This window comes from Streptomyces sp. NPDC056835, from assembly GCF_042789485.1.
GTDB lineage: Bacteria > Actinomycetota > Actinomycetes > Streptomycetales > Streptomycetaceae > Streptomyces.
On the sequence record NZ_JBHUBB010000031.1, the window covers coordinates 26,331 to 41,563 of the forward strand.

Consider the following 15,233-nt stretch of genomic DNA (forward strand, 5'->3'; position numbering starts at 1 on the left):
CCGGCACGACGTCGGACACGGCGGGTCCTGTCCGGGCCCGGTGGATGGAACGGGGAGTCACAGGCTTGCCTCCAGGGCGTCGCGGAGCCGGCGTAACAGGGCGATGTCCGGGTCGGCCGAGACCGTCGCGACCCAGGAGGGGACCGCCGCGGGCGTGGCCGCCGCCGGTTCGGCGGGCGTCTCGACCAGTCCGGCCGCGGCCAGCCTGCGAATGTCCAGCAGGGTGTGGAACGCGGGTCTGCCCAGCGCCCAGGCGATGGCCAGCGGTGTCCGTACCCCGTCCGCCAGCTCCAGCAGCACGCGCTGGCGGCGGGTGACCGCCTGGCCCGGCGCCGGTTCACGCGTCCGTACGGGCGCGGTGTCCACGGCCGCGTACGGCCAGACCTGGTCGAGGAGTTCGCGTCTGCGCCGGGTCTCGCGCTCGACGGCGGTGGCGGCGACGGGCCGTACGGGACCGATCCAGTGCGCCACGCCGTAACGGAAGCGGGTGGGCCCGCTGCCGGGGGCGAGCGCGAAGTAGGCGGCGTCGAACAGCGCGCCCAGATGGCAGATCTCCAGCTCCCCGCCGCCGATCCTGCCGCTGTCGACCAGGAACCGGCCGACCTCGCGGCGGGTGCCCGCCCGGTCGACCGCCTCCTCCCAGCCCGAGCGCGGCAGCCGGCCGCCCGCGGTGAGCAGGACGTCGATCCCGGGGGCGGCGGGGCTCTCCGCGTGCACGACGCGGCCGTCCGCGAGATAGAGCGTGCCGTGGTCGCGCAGGAGCGCTCCGGTGGCGCGTTCGCCGGCCAGCCGGACGAGCATCGGGGAGACCGGGGAGACCGGGGAGACCGAAGAGACCGCGGAGTGCCCGGAGGCCGCGGAGTGCCCGGAGTTCCCGGAGTGTGCGGACGCCGCCGTCATCCCAGTACCAGCCGTTCCGCCAACTGCCCCAGCCGTAACCGGGCCAGGGCGAGGTTTCCGGTGTCGCGGTCGAGCCAGAGATGGAGGAAGACGCTGCTGTCGAACGTCGTCTCGACGAAGCTCAGGAGGTGATAGCCGGTACGGGTGGTGACGATGACGTCCTCGACGGGCGGGCCCTTGTGGCCGACCGCGGCGGCGGGAGCGAAGGCCGTGTACTCCGCGGCGGCTCTGGCCAGTTCGGCCGTTTCGGCGGCCGTCGCCTCATGGTCGCCGTTGGGCGACTCGCCCGCCGTACCGAGCGCGAGACCGCTCGTCCAGTCCACGATCGCCGCGCCGCGCGCTCCCGGCAGGTTCATGGCCTCCTGTAGGCACGCGTCGATTCCGGGCACGCGGACTCCCCTCCCACCAGCCGGGCGTGCGGGCGCACTGTTGTGCGGCAGTGACGGTGAGATTACGCAACGTTGGTGCGGGGGGAGGAGGTTCTGGCATTTTCCATCGGAACATGCGCGCCGGGCCGCCGGGGACCGGCCACTTCCGGCCGTCCCCGGTCGTGTCGGTGCTCTCGGTCGCCCCGGCCCGGGTCAGTCCTCCAGCAGGAGCGCGTCGGCGTGTGCGCCGCCCGACTCGGTGACGATCTCCGCGACCGTCTGCGCGGCCCGTACGGTCGCGAAGCGCACCTCGCCGCCGGCCGTGCCGGGAGCCGTCACGAAACCGTGGACGCCGGGCCTGGCCAGGCTGTTGTACGCGTAGTGGTTGGAGAAGTAGTACGCGCCGGTGTCGAGGGCGGCCACCAGATCGCCCTGCTCAAGCAACGGCAGCGGCCGGTTCTCGGCGAGCAGATCGCCCGCGAAACAGGCCGGGCCCGCGATGTCCTGGGCCACGGCGGGGCCTGTCCTGGGCCGCCCCCCGGCGTCGTACGCGGCGATGCGCAGCGGCCAGGAGGCGGGGTCGTAGACGGTACGGGTGGCGACCTGTGCGCCCGCGTGGGTCACCGCGATCGGGCGGCCACCGGCGGACTTGGCGTATTCGACGCGCGCGAGGACCGTGCCGTGCTTGGCGAGCAGAGAACGGCCGAATTCGGTGACCAGTCCGTAGCGGCCGTCCAGCATCCCGGGGACGGTCTCCCTCAGCAGCCGGGCGTAGGCCGCGTACGTCGGTGTCTCCTCGTCCGAGCCGAAGTTGACCGGGAGGCCGCCGCCGATGTCGATGGTGTCGATCTGCCGGCGGCCGGCCGCCGCGTTGATCTCCTCGGCCAGTTCGTACACCGTCCGTACGCCCTCGGTCATGCGCTCCAGCGGGACGCCCTGCGAGCCGGAGTGGGTGTGCAGCCGGGTCAGCCAGGGGCGGTCCAGATACGCCTGGACGACCCAGGCGCGGGCGCCCTCGTCACGCAGCGCGATCCCGAACTTGGAGGTGGCGGTGGCGGTGGACAGGGCTCCGATGGATCCGCCGCCGACCTGCGCGTTGATCCGCAGCCCGAGCGGGGAGGCGACCGGTCCTGAGGCCGGTCCGGGGCCCGGACCCGCGCCCGAGCCGATCAGGGCGTCGGCGTCGATCAGGGCGTCGATCCGCGCCAGCTCCTGGGGGTTGTCGGCGTTGATCGCGATGCCGAGCGCGAGGGCTTCACGCAGTTCGGCGGTGGTCTTGGCGGGGGAGTCGAGGACGGTGTGCTCGGGCCGTACGCCCGCCGCTCGGGCGAGGGCCAGCTCGCCAGGACTGGCGACCTCCGCGCCGATGCCCTGTTCGCCGAGCAGGCGCACCACGGCCACCAGGGGCGCGGCCTTCACCGCGAAGGCGTGCAGGACGGCGGTGCCGGGGGCGGTGACCTCGTCGAAGGCGGTGCGGAGCGCGGCGGCGGAGGCGCGGATTCCGGCCACGTCGAGCAGAGCGACGACGGGCTCGGCCTCGCTGATGAGACCCTGCGCCACGGCGGCCCGTACGGCGAGGTCCCGGCGGGCCGCCGCGCCGAGGGCCGCGTCGGCCGCCGTGCCGGCCGCCGTGCCGGGGGCCGTGCCGGGGGCGGGGCCCGTACCGCCGTCCGCGAAGCCGTTGGTGCCGTTCGTGCCGTGCGGGGTAGTGCCACCGTTGTGCTGAACCGAAGCCATGAGTGCCAGCCAATCATCCGCCGCCCGGTCACGCAGCTGTTGACTACAAGTATTCATACCGCGAGGATGTGAATAGATTGGCCAACAGATCAGTCGGCGGATTCATCACGGAGGAGGCATCGCCATGTCAGGACCCCGACCCGTACGGGCTCCGCGCGGTACGGAACTGAGCGCCCTGGGATGGCAGCAGGAAGCCGCCCTCCGCATGCTCCAGAACAACCTGGACCCCGAGGTCGCCGAACATCCGGACAAACTGGTCGTCTACGGCGGCACCGGCAAGGCCGCCCGCGACTGGCGCTCCTTCGACGCGATGGTGCGTACGCTCCGCACCCTCAAGCAGGACGAGACGATGCTCGTCCAGTCCGGCCGTCCGGTCGGGGTGATGCAGACCCATGAGTGGGCGCCGCGCGTGCTGCTCGCCAACTCCAATCTGGTCGGCGACTGGGCGAACTGGGAGGAGTTCCGGCGCCTGGAAGCCCTCGGGCTCACCATGTACGGGCAGATGACCGCCGGATCCTGGATCTATATCGGCACACAGGGCATCCTCCAGGGCACGTACGAGACGTTCGCCGCCGTCGCCGCCAAGAAGTTCGACGGCACCCTCGCCGGGACGATCACCCTCACCGCCGGACTGGGCGGCATGGGCGGCGCCCAGCCGCTGGCCGTCACCATGAACGACGGGGTCGCGATCTGTATCGACTGCGACCCGCGCGCCATCGAACGCCGGATCGAGCACCGCTATCTCGATGTACGGGCCGACAGCCTGGAGCACGCGCTCCAGCTGGCGACCGAGGCGCGCGACGCGCGCCGTCCGCTCTCCATCGGCCTGCTCGGCAACGCGGCGGAGCTGCTGCCCCGGATGCTCGCCGAGGGCGCCCCCATCGACATCGTCACGGACCAGACCTCCGCCCACGACCCACTGGCCTATCTGCCGCTCGGCGTCGACTTCGACGAGATGGCCTCGTACGCCGCCGAGAAGCCCGCCGACTTCACCCAGCGCGCCCGTGAGTCCATGGCCCGGCATGTCGAGGCGATGGTCGGCTTCATGGACGCGGGCGCCGAGGTCTTCGACTACGGCAACTCCATCCGCGGCGAAGCCCAACTGGCCGGATACGACAGGGCCTTCGCCTTCCCCGGTTTCGTGCCCGCCTATATCCGGCCGCTGTTCTGCGAGGGCAAGGGCCCGTTCCGCTGGGCCGCGCTCTCCGGCGAGGCGTCCGACATCCACAAGACGGACAAGGCGATCCTCGACCTCTTCCCGGAGAACGAATCCCTGCACCGCTGGATCAAGATGGCGGGCGAGCGCGTCCACTTCCAGGGCCTGCCGGCCCGGATCTGCTGGCTCGGCTACGGCGAGCGCGACAAGGCGGGCGAGCGCTTCAACGACATGGTCGCCTCCGGTGAACTCGCCGCACCGCTGGTCATCGGGCGCGACCATCTGGACTGCGGCTCGGTCGCCTCCCCGTACCGCGAGACCGAGGCCATGCTCGACGGCTCCGACGCCATCGCCGACTGGCCGCTCCTCAACGCCATGGTCAATGTCGCCTCCGGCGCCTCCTGGGTCTCCATCCACCACGGCGGCGGCGTCGGCATGGGCCGCTCCATCCACGCCGGCCAGGTCTCGGTGGCTGATGGCACGAAGCTCGCGGGCGAGAAGATCCGCCGCGTCCTGACCAACGACCCGGGCATGGGCGTCATCCGCCATGTCGACGCGGGCTACGACCTCGCGGAAGAGGTCGCCGACGAGCGCCACGTCCGCGTCCCGATGCGGGAGGGCGAGTGACCGCGTCACTCCCTCCCGAGCCGGGGCACGCCGAAAGCACCCCGGGGGACGCCCGCCGACCACCCTCCTTCCAGGAGCCACCTTCCTTCCAGGAGCCACCTTCCTTCCAGGAGCCACCTTCCTTCCAGGAGCCACCTTCCTTCCAGGCGCCTCCCCCCTTCCAAGAGCCCCCTTCCTTCCAGGAGATGTGGCGCGAACTCGCGCCGCTCGGTCGCGATTCCGGCAGCGGTGGCTACCGGCGGTACGCCTGGACCGCCGCCGATGCCGAGTGCCGCGCCTGGTTCCGCGCGCAGGCCGAGGCCCGGGGGCTGGCCCACGAACTCGACCGCAACGGCAACCAATGGGCCTGGCTCGGCGATCCGCTCGCCGGGGACGCCGTCGTGACGGGGTCGCATCTGGACTCCGTACCCGACGGCGGCGCCTTCGACGGGCCGCTCGGTGTGGTCTCCTCCTTCGCCGCACTCGATGAACTCCGGAGCAGGGGCGCGCGGTTCAGCAGGCCCCTGGCCATCACCAACTTCGGTGACGAGGAAGGCGCCCGCTTCGGTCTCGCCTGCGTCGGCTCCCGCCTCACCGCCGGACAGCTCACCGCCGAGCAGGCCCATGAACTGCGCGACGGGGACGGCGTCACGCTGCCCCGGGCGATGGAGGCCGCGGGCTACGACCCGTCCACCCTCGGGCCCGACCCCGAACGCCTCGCGCGGATCGGCGCGTTCATCGAGCTGCATGTCGAGCAGGGCCGCGCCCTCGACCTCTCCGGCGACCCCGTCGGGATCGCGTCGGCGATCTGGCCGCACGGCCGCTGGCGCTTCGACTTCCGGGGCGAGGCCAACCACGCGGGCACCACCCGTCTCGCCGACCGCCGCGACCCGATGCTGACCTATGCCGAGACCGTGCTCGCCGCCCGCCGCGAGGCCGAGCTCGCCGGAGCCCTCGCCACCTTCGGCAAGATCTCCGTCGAACCCAACGGTGTCAACGCCATTCCCTCCCTCGTCCGTGGCTGGCTGGATTCCCGCGCCGCCGACCAGTCCGCGCTGGACACCGTGGTCGCCGGTATCGAGGCCGCCGCCCGCGCGTGCGCGGACCGGGCCGGTATCGAGCTGTCTGTCGTACGGGAGTCCTTCACCCCCGTGGTCGAGTTCGAGCACGCCCTGCGGGACGAACTGGGCAAGATCCTCGGGCAGCGGCCCGGCGGCGGCGCTCCCGTACCCGTCCTCGGCACCGGCGCCGGGCACGACGCGGGTATTTTGTCCGGCTCGATCCCTACCGCCATGCTGTTCGTACGCAACCCCACCGGGGTCTCGCACTCCCCGGCCGAATCCGCGGCCGAGGACGACTGCGTGGCCGGGGTCCTGGCACTCGCCGACGTACTGGAAGGACTCCTGTGCGCATGACGCACCCCACAGCGGCACCGGGCAGGACACGCGTCACGGACACCGGGAAGACCACCGAGCCCCGGCCGGACGCCGAGCCGAGCCGGGCCGTGCCGGGCGCGCCCGCCGAGCTCGTCTACTGGCTGGAGCACGCCTGGCTCGGCACGCACGTCGAACCGGGCGTCGCCGTCGGCGTCACGGACGGCCGGATCACCGACGTCCGCACCGGCGTCACGACCCCGCCGCCCGGAGCCACGGCCCTGCGCGGACTGACTCTCCCCGGGCTGGCCAACGCCCACTCCCACGCCTTCCACCGCGCCCTGCGCGGCACCGTCCAGGTCGGCTCCGGCACCTTCTGGACCTGGCGCGAGATCATGTACGCAATCGCCGCCAAGCTCACCCCCGACTCGTATTACGCGCTCGCCCGCGCCGTGTACGCCGAGATGGCGCTCGCCGGGATCACCGCCGTAGGGGAATTCCACTACCTCCACCACACCCCGGACGGCAGTCCGTACGACCAGCCGAACGCGATGGGGGAGGCGCTGATCGCGGCGGCGGCCGAGGCCGGGATCAGGATCACGCTCCTGGACACCGCCTATCTCTCCTCCGGCATCACGAAGCGGCGCGGCGGCGCGCCCCCCGACCGCCACCAGCTCCGCTTCTCCGACGGAACGGCCACCGCCTGGGCCGAGCGCGCCTCCGACCTCGCCTCGGCCCACAAGGACAGCGCCCACGCCCGGATCGGCGCGGCGATCCATTCCGTACGCGCCGTACCCGCCGAACAGCTCGCGACCGTCGCCGCCTGGGCCGAGGCCCACCGGGCCCCGCTGCATGTGCATCTCTCCGAGCAGACCGCGGAGAACGACGCCTGCCTCGCCGTGCACGGCCGTACCCCCACGCGTCTGCTCGCCGACCACGGCGTACTCGGCGCCCGTACCACCGGCGTGCACAACACCCATCTCACCGATGAGGACATCGCCCTGCTGGGCGGCGCCCGCACCGGCACCTGTATGTGCCCCACCACAGAACGCGATCTGGCCGACGGCATCGGCCCCGCCGTCCGGCTCCAGCGCGCGGGCTCGCCGCTGTCGCTCGGCAGCGACAGCCACGCCGTCATCGACATCCTCGAAGAGGCCCGCGCGATGGAACTCGACGAACGGCTGCGCACCCGCACCCGCGGTCACTGGACGGCCTCCGCCCTCCTGCGCGCCGCGACCGCAGACGGCCACGCGGCCCTCGGCCGGCCCGAGGCGGGCAGGATCGAGCGCGGCGCGCTCGCCGATCTCGCCACCATCGCCCTGGACTCGGTCAGAACAGCCGGCACGCTCACCCGGCTCGGAGCGGAGACAGCCGTATTCGCCGCCTCCGCGGCGGATGTTCGCCACACCGTGGTCGGCGGTCGCCGGATCGTACGGGACGGTGTCCACGTCCTCGTCCCGGACGTGTCCAAGGCCCTCGCCGATTCGATCGCAGCCCTGCGCGGCTGACGCCGCGGACGCCGCCCAAGGAGAACAGCGTCACGATGACGACCACCACCACGGCGGGCACCACCGCCCTCACCAACATCGCCAGTCTGGTCACCAACGACCCCTCCCTCGGTGACGGAACCCCCATCGGTCTGATCCAGGACGCGGCCGTCGTCATCGACGGCGACCGCGTGGTCTGGGTCGGTGAATCAAGCAAAGCACCCGCCACTGACAATGCCGTCGACGCCGGTGGCCGGGCCGTGATCCCGGGCTTCGTGGACTCCCACTCCCATCTGGTCTTCGCGGGCGACCGCACCCAGGAGTTCAACGCCCGGATGTCCGGCCGCGCCTACTCCGCCGGTGGCATCCGCACCACCGTCGCCGCGACCCGCGCCGCCACCGACACCGAGCTGAGCGCCAACGTCGCGCGCTATCTGGCGGAAGCGCTCCGCCAGGGCACCACCACCCAGGAGACCAAGTCCGGTTACGGCCTGACCGTCGAGGACGAGGCCCGCGCCCTCCGTATCGCCCGCGCGCACACCGACGAGGTCACCTACCTCGGGGCGCATATCGTCCCGCCCGACCACGCCGACGACCCCGCCGCGTATGTCGCCCTCGTCACCGGCGAAATGCTCGACGCCTGTGCCCCGTACGCCCGTTGGATCGATGTCTTCTGCGAGAAGGGCGCCTTCGACGGCGACCAGGCCCGCGCGATCCTCACCGCCGGAGCCGCGAAGGGCCTGCACCCCCGCGTCCACGCCAACCAGCTCTCGTACGGCCCCGGCGTCCAGCTCGCCGTCGAACTCGACGCCGCGTCCGCCGACCACTGCACGCATCTGACCGACGCGGACGTGGAGGCCCTCGCCCACAGCGCGACCGTGGCCACGCTGCTCCCCGGCGCCGAGTTCTCCACCCGCGCCGCCTGGCCGGACGCCCGCCGCCTCCTCGACGCGGGCGCGACCGTCGCGCTCTCCACCGACTGCAACCCCGGCTCGTCCTTCACCTCGTCCATGCCGTTCTGCGTCGCGCTCGCCGTACGCGACATGGGCATGACTCCGGACGAGGCGGTCTGGTCGGCCACGGCGGGCGGCGCGGCGGCCCTGCGCCGCCAGGACATCGGCCGTCTCACCCCGGGCGCGCGCGCCGACCTCGCCCTCCTCGACGCCCCGAGCCATGTGCATCTGGCCTACCGGCCGGGGGTGCCCCTGGTCACGGCGGTCTGGCGGGCCGGCGAGCGGGTCCACTGACCCCCGCCGGGACCCACTGAGGCCGGACCCACTGAGGCCGGGCCAACCAACCGGGCCAACCAACCGGACCAACTGACCGGACCCCCGCCGCCCGGCCCCCCGCCGCCCGGCCCCCGCGCCGCCCGGACCCCCGCCGCCCGGACCCCGCGCCGCCCGGCGGCCCGGCGGCGCGGGTCCCCTTCCTCTTACCCCTTCAGGACAGCGACCTCGTCGATCTTCGCCCGCAGCCTCCGCACCGCCTGCGTCTTCGCGTACGGCTTCAGCCTGCGCCGCATCGTCTCGAAGTGCTCGTCACCCCGCGCCGACGAGACATGCTCGTAGTCCTCCAGGAACTGCCACCAACTCCCGCACGCGGCCTCCAGATGCCCCAGCTCCAGCTGACGCTGCGCCAGCACCGCGAGGAAGTGGACCCTGCCCTGCCGCTCGTTCTTCTGCTGCGCCTTCAGGGACTGCTGGAGCGCTGATATCGATCCCGGCAGATCCTTGAACTCGTACAGCACATGGGACGTGTGGAACAGGTACGCCGTCGTGTCGTAGCCGCCGACCGACTCACGCCGGTTGTCCGCCTTCGTCAGCGCCGTCTCGGTCTCCCGGAGCCGGGTGAACGCCTGCCGCTTGTCGCCGACCATCGCCGCCGAGTGGGCCTGCTGCCCGGAGAGGAAGGCCCGCAGCCGCGGCCCGGCCTGCGGGGACGCCTCGGCGGCCGAGTCGGCGAGCTCCAGCGCGCGTTTGCCGTAGCCGAGATTGGACGCCTGGAGGGACATGCCGCGCAGCGTGCGGCAGTAGGTCGTGTGGTCCTCGGCCGCGCCCGCCAGCTCCAGCGCCCTGAGGTAGTACTGCTGGCCGAGCCCGTGCGCCCGCTCGTACATCGCCATCCACCCGGTCAGATAGACCAGATCGGACGCCGCCGACAGCATGTCGCTCCGTACGCCCTCCGGAGCCTCGGCCTTGAGCCACGGCATGACCGTGTTCACCAGAAACGCGGCGGCCATCGGGCGTGCGTGCCCTCCGCCGAGTTCATCGAGGATGTCCGCTATTCGATCGGTCATCGTACGTACGGCCTGTACTTGCGGCGCGCCGATCCGAGCCGTCCGTTTGCCGGGGGGCGCGGACGGCGCGGTGGCGGCGTGCGCCAGATCAGGGAACAGCGGTACCACAATCGCGGCCGAGAACAGTCCTGCGGCAATCAAACTGCGACGCGATGGGTCCATGTCGGCCCTTCCCATGTCGACCAGTTCTTCGAACGTGTTGACGCCGGAGGTGCCGGAGGTGCTGAAAGTGCCGTAGGAGCCGTAGGCACCGGGTACGCCGGAGCCCCCCGGGACATGCGCGGAGGCGGCGACCGGAAGACCGGCCTCCGCATGGGTGACCGGACGTCCGAGCTTGCGCGCGAACGCCTCCACGATCAGTGGTCTGACCTGCTCCTTCGGAGTGGTGCCCGCGACCCAGTGGGAGACCGCGGACTGGTCGTAGCGCAGCTGGAGCCCGGCTTCCGCGCCGATGCGATTGACGATCTGTGCGAACTGCGCACGGGACCATTTCGCCTGCTCAAGCAGGGACGCCAACCCGGCATTGGGTGTGCGTGAGTGACGTGAGTTACTCGCCATGCCTTTAACTCCCCCAAGCGTTCATGGCTTTCATTCTCGGACCTACCCTCCACGGTACCCGGGGAGGGTAATAACGCGGTTTTCTCTTCAAGTAGACGCCGAACACACGAAGAGAGCGGGGGGCCAAGGTGACCACAGTGACAGACCGCAGAGCCGGAGGCACAGAGGAAAACGCTCATAGGAAGGCATTGGCATATGACGATATCGCCTTCGATGTCATAGCCCTGAACATCGACCGCGCGCTCGCCCCGCATCGCCTGATGCCGCCGCCGGTGGAGATCGCCGATCTCACCAACCGGCTGATCGACCATGGGGCGTTGCTCGTCGGGTTCGTGGAGCGGATCCCCGAGACCGAGCACACGGTCCGGGCCAAGGGCGCGCTGAAGGACTGGTACGACCTGACCGGCAGCGGGCCCGGCGATGGCGCCATGGCGAACTGGGTCCACATGCGAGCCCTGGCCCGCATGTGCCGCACATTCATGGACTATCTGCACGAACGTGAAGGGCGACACCGAACATGACTCCGGAAGCGAAGCATCAGGCGTGGTTCGTCGTCGCGGTCTGCACGCTCGGGCTCACCATCGCCCTGGCCGTCGGGCTCCGCCTATAGAGCCTCTCGTCGCCGATCACGGCTGCGGCGGGCTCAACTACCCCAGCACCACAGGAAGTTCCCGCACGCTGTTGCCCACAAAGCTCCGATGGCGTGGAAGCTCCTCTTCCGGGACCGCGATCCTCAGGTCAGGGAAGCGTGTGAACAACCGCCGCAGCGCGATCGTCGTCTCCATCCTCGCCAGCGGTGCGCCCAGACAGTAGTGCGCACCGTGGCCCAGAGAGAGATGTCGCGTGGTGGAGCGCGTACGTCGCGTGATGTCGAAGCGGTCCGCGTCCGGGCCGTGGGCGGCGGGATCACGGCCGGCGGCGGAGAAGCCCGCAAGTACCGGAGTGCCCGCCGGGATCAGCGTGCCGTCCACCGTCACGTCCCGGGTCGGATAACGGAACGGGAAGAAACTGACCGGACTGTCCCAGCGCAGCGTCTCCTCGACCGCGTCCGCCCAGTCGGCGCCACCGGCCCTGATCAGCTCCAACTGGTCCCGGTGGGCGCAGAGCGCGCGTACCGCGTTGGTGATCAGATTGAGCGTGGTCTCATGGCCGGCGATGATCATCACGATCATCGTGCCGATGAGTTCGGCCTCGCCGAGCCGGTCTCCGCCCTCGCCGAGCCGGTCTCCGCCCTCCTCGCGCGCGGCGATCAGAGCGCTGGTGAGATCGTCACCGGGACGGTCCTTACGGGAAGCCGCCACGGCGGCCAGCACCGCCACCATCTCCCGGTTCGCGGCCACCGCTTCCCCGGGCCCGATGTCGGTCGCGACCACCTGGTTCGACAGCACATGCAGCCGGTCCCGGAACTCCGCGTCCACGCCGAGCAGTTCACTGATGACGCTCATGGGCAGGGGCAGCGCGAAGAGCGCCCGCAGATCGACCACGCCGTCAGCCGCCCGGCTGCCGGCCGCGTCGCCGCGCGCTCCGGCCGCCGCGGCCGCCGCGGCCTCCACACCGTCCAGCAGCTCATCGGTCAGCCGCTCGATGCCGGGCCGCAGCGCCTCCACCCGCCGGGCCGTGAACGCCTTGCTCACCAGCGCCCGCAGCCGCCGGTGGTCATCGCCGTCGGAGGTGACCATGCCCTGCACGGTCGCGAAGGTCCGCAGCGGCCAGCCGTCCGGAATCCGCCCCTCGCGCAGCGCGGTGAAGTGCCGGGCGTTCTTGGCGACATCCGGACGGCCGATGAATTCCTTGAGCGCTTCGTGCCCGAGCACCGCCGCCGCCGGTACGTCCCCCGGGAGCAGGACCTCGGCCGCGGCGCCCTTCGCCAGCAGCGCGGCGTTGGAGGCGTGCGGGCAGCCGCCGGACGAGTCCATCCGGTGGGGCGCGGAGTGCGACGCGGGCCGCGACGTGGATGACGCGGTCATGGGACACTCCCTCCCGGCATGCCTGGTACAGGGTCGCTCCCGATCCTATGAGGGACCGGGTGGCCCGGCACAGGAGCGGTTCCGGCCTCTTCCGGGTCTCTTACGGGCCACTTGCCACCCTCTCGCGGTGCTCTTCCGGAATCCTCCGTCGTGGTTCAGCGTGTTCCGGCCTGTTACAGCCTGTTCCCGCCCGTTGTCCCGGAGTGATTTGGGCGGGTACCGTCCTTTCGGGGCGGGACGCGACCGGGGGGTCGAATTGAGCGATGTACGCGATGCCGCGCGCACGCGCGTCGAGATCGAGGTGGTGGCGCCGGGGGAGCTGGCCGAGCCGGACATCGGGGCCTGGCGCGCGTTACGGGCCGCGTCCGGCGCGCCTGCCAACCCGTTCATGGAACCGGAGTTCAGCCGAGCGGTGGGCCGCGTGCGACCGGCGTCGCGCGTGGCGGTCCTGCGGGAGCGACAGGGGGACGGCGGGCCCGTCGGCTTCTTCCCCTACGAGAGGGGCCCGCTGGGGTACGGGCGGGCGATCGGTCTCGGGGTCTCCGACTGCCAGGGCGCGGTACTCCGTACCGGTCTGCCGCTGACAGCGCGCGAACTGCTCGGCGGCTGCTCGCTCGTGGCCTGGGAGTTCGACAACCTGGAAGCGGGACAAGGACTGTTCGTGCCGTCGGCGGCCGAGGGTTTCGAGTCGCCGGTGATCGAGGTCGGGGAGGGGTACGCCGCGTACGAGGCGGGCCTGCGCGCGCGCTCGCCCAAGTTCCTCCGTACGACCCTCGCGAAGGAGCGCAGGCTCGGCCGTCAGGCGGGGGAGGTCCGCTTCGTCTTCGACGAACGCGATCCGGCCGCCCTGCGCGCGCTCATGGCGTGGAAGTCGGCGCAGTACCGCAGGACCGGCCGCCGCGACCGGTTCGCCCAGGAGTGGATCAGCGCGCTGGTACGGCTGCTCGCGGACACCCGTACGCCCGGCTGTTCCGGGGTCCTCTCCGTGCTGTACGCCGCCGGCCGGCCCGTCGCCGCGCACTTCGGACTGCGCTCGCGCACGGTGCTGTCCTGCTGGTTCCCGTCCTACGACCCCGAGTTCGCCAAGTTCTCGCCGGGGCTGATCCTGCATCTGCGGATGGCCGAGGCCGCCGCGGCGGCGGGGATCGGCATGCTCGACCTGGGGCGCGGCGGCGCGGAGTACAAGGACGCGCTGAAGACGGGCGGGCTACGGGTGTACGAGGGGTCCGCGGCGCGGCCGGGCGCGCGGGCGGCGCTCGCCTGGCTGGGCAGGGAGCCCTCCCGCAGGGCGCACGGCTTCGTACGGAGCAGGCCGAGGCTGGCGGGATACGCGCGGCGGACGCTGAACCGGCTGGGCCGGCTGCGGACCGGCTGACCGGCGGGACCTGGACAGCGGGACCTACGGGGGAGCAGATGACGTATCCAGCCACAGCCGCGTTCGCCTCAGCCGCGTTCGCGTCCATCGCGGTGGCCGAACTCGATCTCGACGGCCCCGAAGGCCCGGTCCTGTCCCTGGCCCCCGCGCCCGGTGGCCCGCCCCCCGGCGAGGGGTACGTCTACGCGCTCGTACGGCTCCGGGGCCGCCCCGCAGCCACCGTGCTTTGCCGGGTCGGGGCGGGGGAGGACCCCGCCGACGTACTCAGGGCCGCCTTCCGCGCGCGGCAGGGCTGGACGGACCAGAAGGGCCGGACGGGCCAGAAGGGCCGGATGGACCAGAAGGACCTGGGCCGGAACGAGCGAACGCCCGCCGCCGAGCCGCACACCCCGCACGCCCCGCCCCGTACCACCGTCGTCGTCGGGACCCGTGAGCGCGCCGGACAGCTCGCCCGCGCCCTCGACTCGCTCCTCGCACAGGACCACCCGGACTTCCGTGTCCTCGTCGTCGACAACGCGCCCGTCACGTCCGCCACCCGTGACCTCGTGGCATCCCGCTACGCGGGCCGCGTCGACTACGTCCATGAACCGCGCCCCGGACTGGCCCTCGCCCACAACCGCGGTCTCGCCGAGACGGACGGCGCGGACGGCGCGGTCGTCGCCTTCACCGACGACGACGTGATCGCCGACCCGCACTGGCTCACCGCGCTCAGCACGCCCTTCGCGGCGGACCCCGGCCTCGGGTGTGTCACCGGCCTGATCCTGCCCGCCCGGCTCACCACCCCCGCCCAGATCCTGCTGGAGAGCCACGGAGGCTTCGCCAAGGGTTTCGAGCAGCGCCTGTACGACCCGGCCCGGCCGCCCGCCGGTGAACCGCTCTTCCCGTTCACCGCCGGCAGCTTCGGCTCCGGCGCGAACATGGCCTTCCGCACCGACGCGCTGCGGGCCGTCGGGGGATTCGACCCGGCCACCGGCACCGGCACCCCGGCCAGGGGCGGCGACGACCTCTACGCCTTCGTCCGGATCCTGTCCGCGGGCCACCGGCTGCGCTACACGCCATGGGCGCTCGTCTGGCATCACCACCGCGAGACCTGGCGGGACCTGGAGGACCAGGCGTACGGATACGGCGCCGGCCTCACCGCGTATCTGACCGCGATCCTGGTCCGCCGCCCCGCGCTGCTGCCCGCCCTGCTGGCGAGGCTGCCGCGCGGTCTGGCCCACGCCCGCGCGATCACCGCCCACCGCTCGCACGGGGAAGCGTCCGTGCCCGGCGCGCCCGGCGTGCACGGCGCTCAGCAACACCCCTGGCCGCGCCGTCTCTCCCGGCTGGAACGCAGGGGCATGCTCTACGGCCCCCTCGGCTACGCGAAGGCGCGCAGACGGATATCCGGGGACGGGGGCCAGGCGTGAA

General features: G+C 72.1%; 12 protein-coding genes. 7 read left to right on the top strand and 5 right to left on the bottom strand.

Features of this window, described 5'->3' with window-relative positions:
• Positions 1-57: 57 nt before the first annotated feature.
• The 3 genes from ACFRMN_RS29695 to ACFRMN_RS29705 form a co-directional block, all read right to left on the bottom strand.
• Positions 58-801 (bottom strand): transcriptional regulator, encoded by a 744-nt coding sequence (locus ACFRMN_RS29695; protein WP_383025200.1) that lies wholly within the window; start codon positions 799-801, stop codon positions 58-60.
• Between the two features lie 95 nt (positions 802-896).
• Positions 897-1,289 carry a hypothetical protein gene (locus ACFRMN_RS29700; RefSeq protein WP_383025046.1) on the bottom strand — a complete coding sequence of 131 codons (393 nt, stop codon included), beginning with the start codon at positions 1,287-1,289 and terminating at the stop codon, positions 897-899.
• A 192-nt stretch (positions 1,290-1,481) separates the two neighbouring features.
• The gene (locus ACFRMN_RS29705; RefSeq protein ID WP_383025049.1) at positions 1,482-3,005 is read right to left on the bottom strand and encodes a diaminopimelate decarboxylase; all 1,524 of its coding nucleotides are present in this window, start codon (positions 3,003-3,005) and stop codon (positions 1,482-1,484) included.
• A 124-nt stretch (positions 3,006-3,129) separates the two neighbouring features.
• Here ACFRMN_RS29705 and hutU point away from each other — a divergent pair, with 124 nt between their 5' ends.
• From hutU to hutI, 4 genes are all read left to right on the top strand, one after another.
• The gene (gene hutU, locus ACFRMN_RS29710; protein WP_383025052.1) at positions 3,130-4,788 is read left to right on the top strand and encodes a urocanate hydratase; all 1,659 of its coding nucleotides are present in this window, start codon (positions 3,130-3,132) and stop codon (positions 4,786-4,788) included.
• Between the two features lie 185 nt (positions 4,789-4,973).
• Positions 4,974-6,182, top strand: a complete 1,209-nt coding sequence (locus ACFRMN_RS29715) for an allantoate amidohydrolase (protein ID WP_383025055.1) — start codon at positions 4,974-4,976, stop codon at positions 6,180-6,182.
• Positions 6,179-7,648, top strand: a complete 1,470-nt coding sequence (locus tag ACFRMN_RS29720; RefSeq protein ID WP_383025057.1) for a formimidoylglutamate deiminase — start codon at positions 6,179-6,181, stop codon at positions 7,646-7,648. The genes ACFRMN_RS29715 and ACFRMN_RS29720 overlap by 4 nt, the downstream gene beginning before the upstream one ends.
• Before the next feature lie 35 nt (positions 7,649-7,683).
• The gene (hutI, locus tag ACFRMN_RS29725; protein ID WP_383025060.1) at positions 7,684-8,874 is read left to right on the top strand and encodes an imidazolonepropionase; all 1,191 of its coding nucleotides are present in this window, start codon (positions 7,684-7,686) and stop codon (positions 8,872-8,874) included.
• 185 nt (positions 8,875-9,059) lie between these two features.
• Here hutI and ACFRMN_RS29730 read toward each other — a convergent pair whose 3' ends face one another.
• Positions 9,060-10,481 (bottom strand): hypothetical protein, encoded by a 1,422-nt coding sequence (locus ACFRMN_RS29730; protein WP_383025063.1) that lies wholly within the window; start codon positions 10,479-10,481, stop codon positions 9,060-9,062.
• A gap of 188 nt (positions 10,482-10,669) precedes the next feature.
• Here ACFRMN_RS29730 and ACFRMN_RS29735 point away from each other — a divergent pair, with 188 nt between their 5' ends.
• Positions 10,670-11,002 carry a DUF6415 family natural product biosynthesis protein gene (locus ACFRMN_RS29735; RefSeq protein ID WP_383025066.1) on the top strand — a complete coding sequence of 111 codons (333 nt, stop codon included), beginning with the start codon at positions 10,670-10,672 and terminating at the stop codon, positions 11,000-11,002.
• A 126-nt stretch (positions 11,003-11,128) separates the two neighbouring features.
• Here ACFRMN_RS29735 and ACFRMN_RS29740 read toward each other — a convergent pair whose 3' ends face one another.
• Positions 11,129-12,448 carry a cytochrome P450 gene (locus ACFRMN_RS29740; RefSeq protein ID WP_383025069.1) on the bottom strand — a complete coding sequence of 440 codons (1,320 nt, stop codon included), beginning with the start codon at positions 12,446-12,448 and terminating at the stop codon, positions 11,129-11,131.
• A gap of 256 nt (positions 12,449-12,704) precedes the next feature.
• Here ACFRMN_RS29740 and ACFRMN_RS29745 point away from each other — a divergent pair, with 256 nt between their 5' ends.
• A complete protein-coding gene (locus ACFRMN_RS29745; protein WP_383025072.1) occupies positions 12,705-13,823 on the top strand; it encodes a GNAT family N-acetyltransferase in 1,119 nt (372 codons plus the stop codon).
• Positions 13,824-13,861: 38 nt separating this feature from the next.
• Positions 13,862-15,232, top strand: coding sequence for a glycosyltransferase (locus tag ACFRMN_RS29750; RefSeq protein ID WP_383025074.1), 1,371 nt, complete (start codon positions 13,862-13,864; stop codon positions 15,230-15,232).
• Position 15,233 lies beyond the last annotated feature (1 nt).

Coding starts and splice junctions, on each gene's coding strand:
- ACFRMN_RS29695 (WP_383025200.1), bottom strand. CDS start 801: ATGCTCGTCCGGCTGGCCGGCGAACGCGCCACCGGAGCGCTCCTGCGC.
- hutU (WP_383025052.1), top strand. CDS start 3,130: ATGTCAGGACCCCGACCCGTACGGGCTCCGCGCGGTACGGAACTGAGC.
- ACFRMN_RS29750 (WP_383025074.1), top strand. CDS start 13,862: ATGACGTATCCAGCCACAGCCGCGTTCGCCTCAGCCGCGTTCGCGTCC.
- ACFRMN_RS29720 (WP_383025057.1), top strand. CDS start 6,179: ATGACGCACCCCACAGCGGCACCGGGCAGGACACGCGTCACGGACACC.
- ACFRMN_RS29715 (WP_383025055.1), top strand. CDS start 4,974: ATGTGGCGCGAACTCGCGCCGCTCGGTCGCGATTCCGGCAGCGGTGGC.
- ACFRMN_RS29740 (WP_383025069.1), bottom strand. CDS start 12,448: ATGACCGCGTCATCCACGTCGCGGCCCGCGTCGCACTCCGCGCCCCAC.
- ACFRMN_RS29730 (WP_383025063.1), bottom strand. CDS start 10,481: ATGGCGAGTAACTCACGTCACTCACGCACACCCAATGCCGGGTTGGCG.
- ACFRMN_RS29705 (WP_383025049.1), bottom strand. CDS start 3,005: ATGGCTTCGGTTCAGCACAACGGTGGCACTACCCCGCACGGCACGAAC.
- hutI (WP_383025060.1), top strand. CDS start 7,684: ATGACGACCACCACCACGGCGGGCACCACCGCCCTCACCAACATCGCC.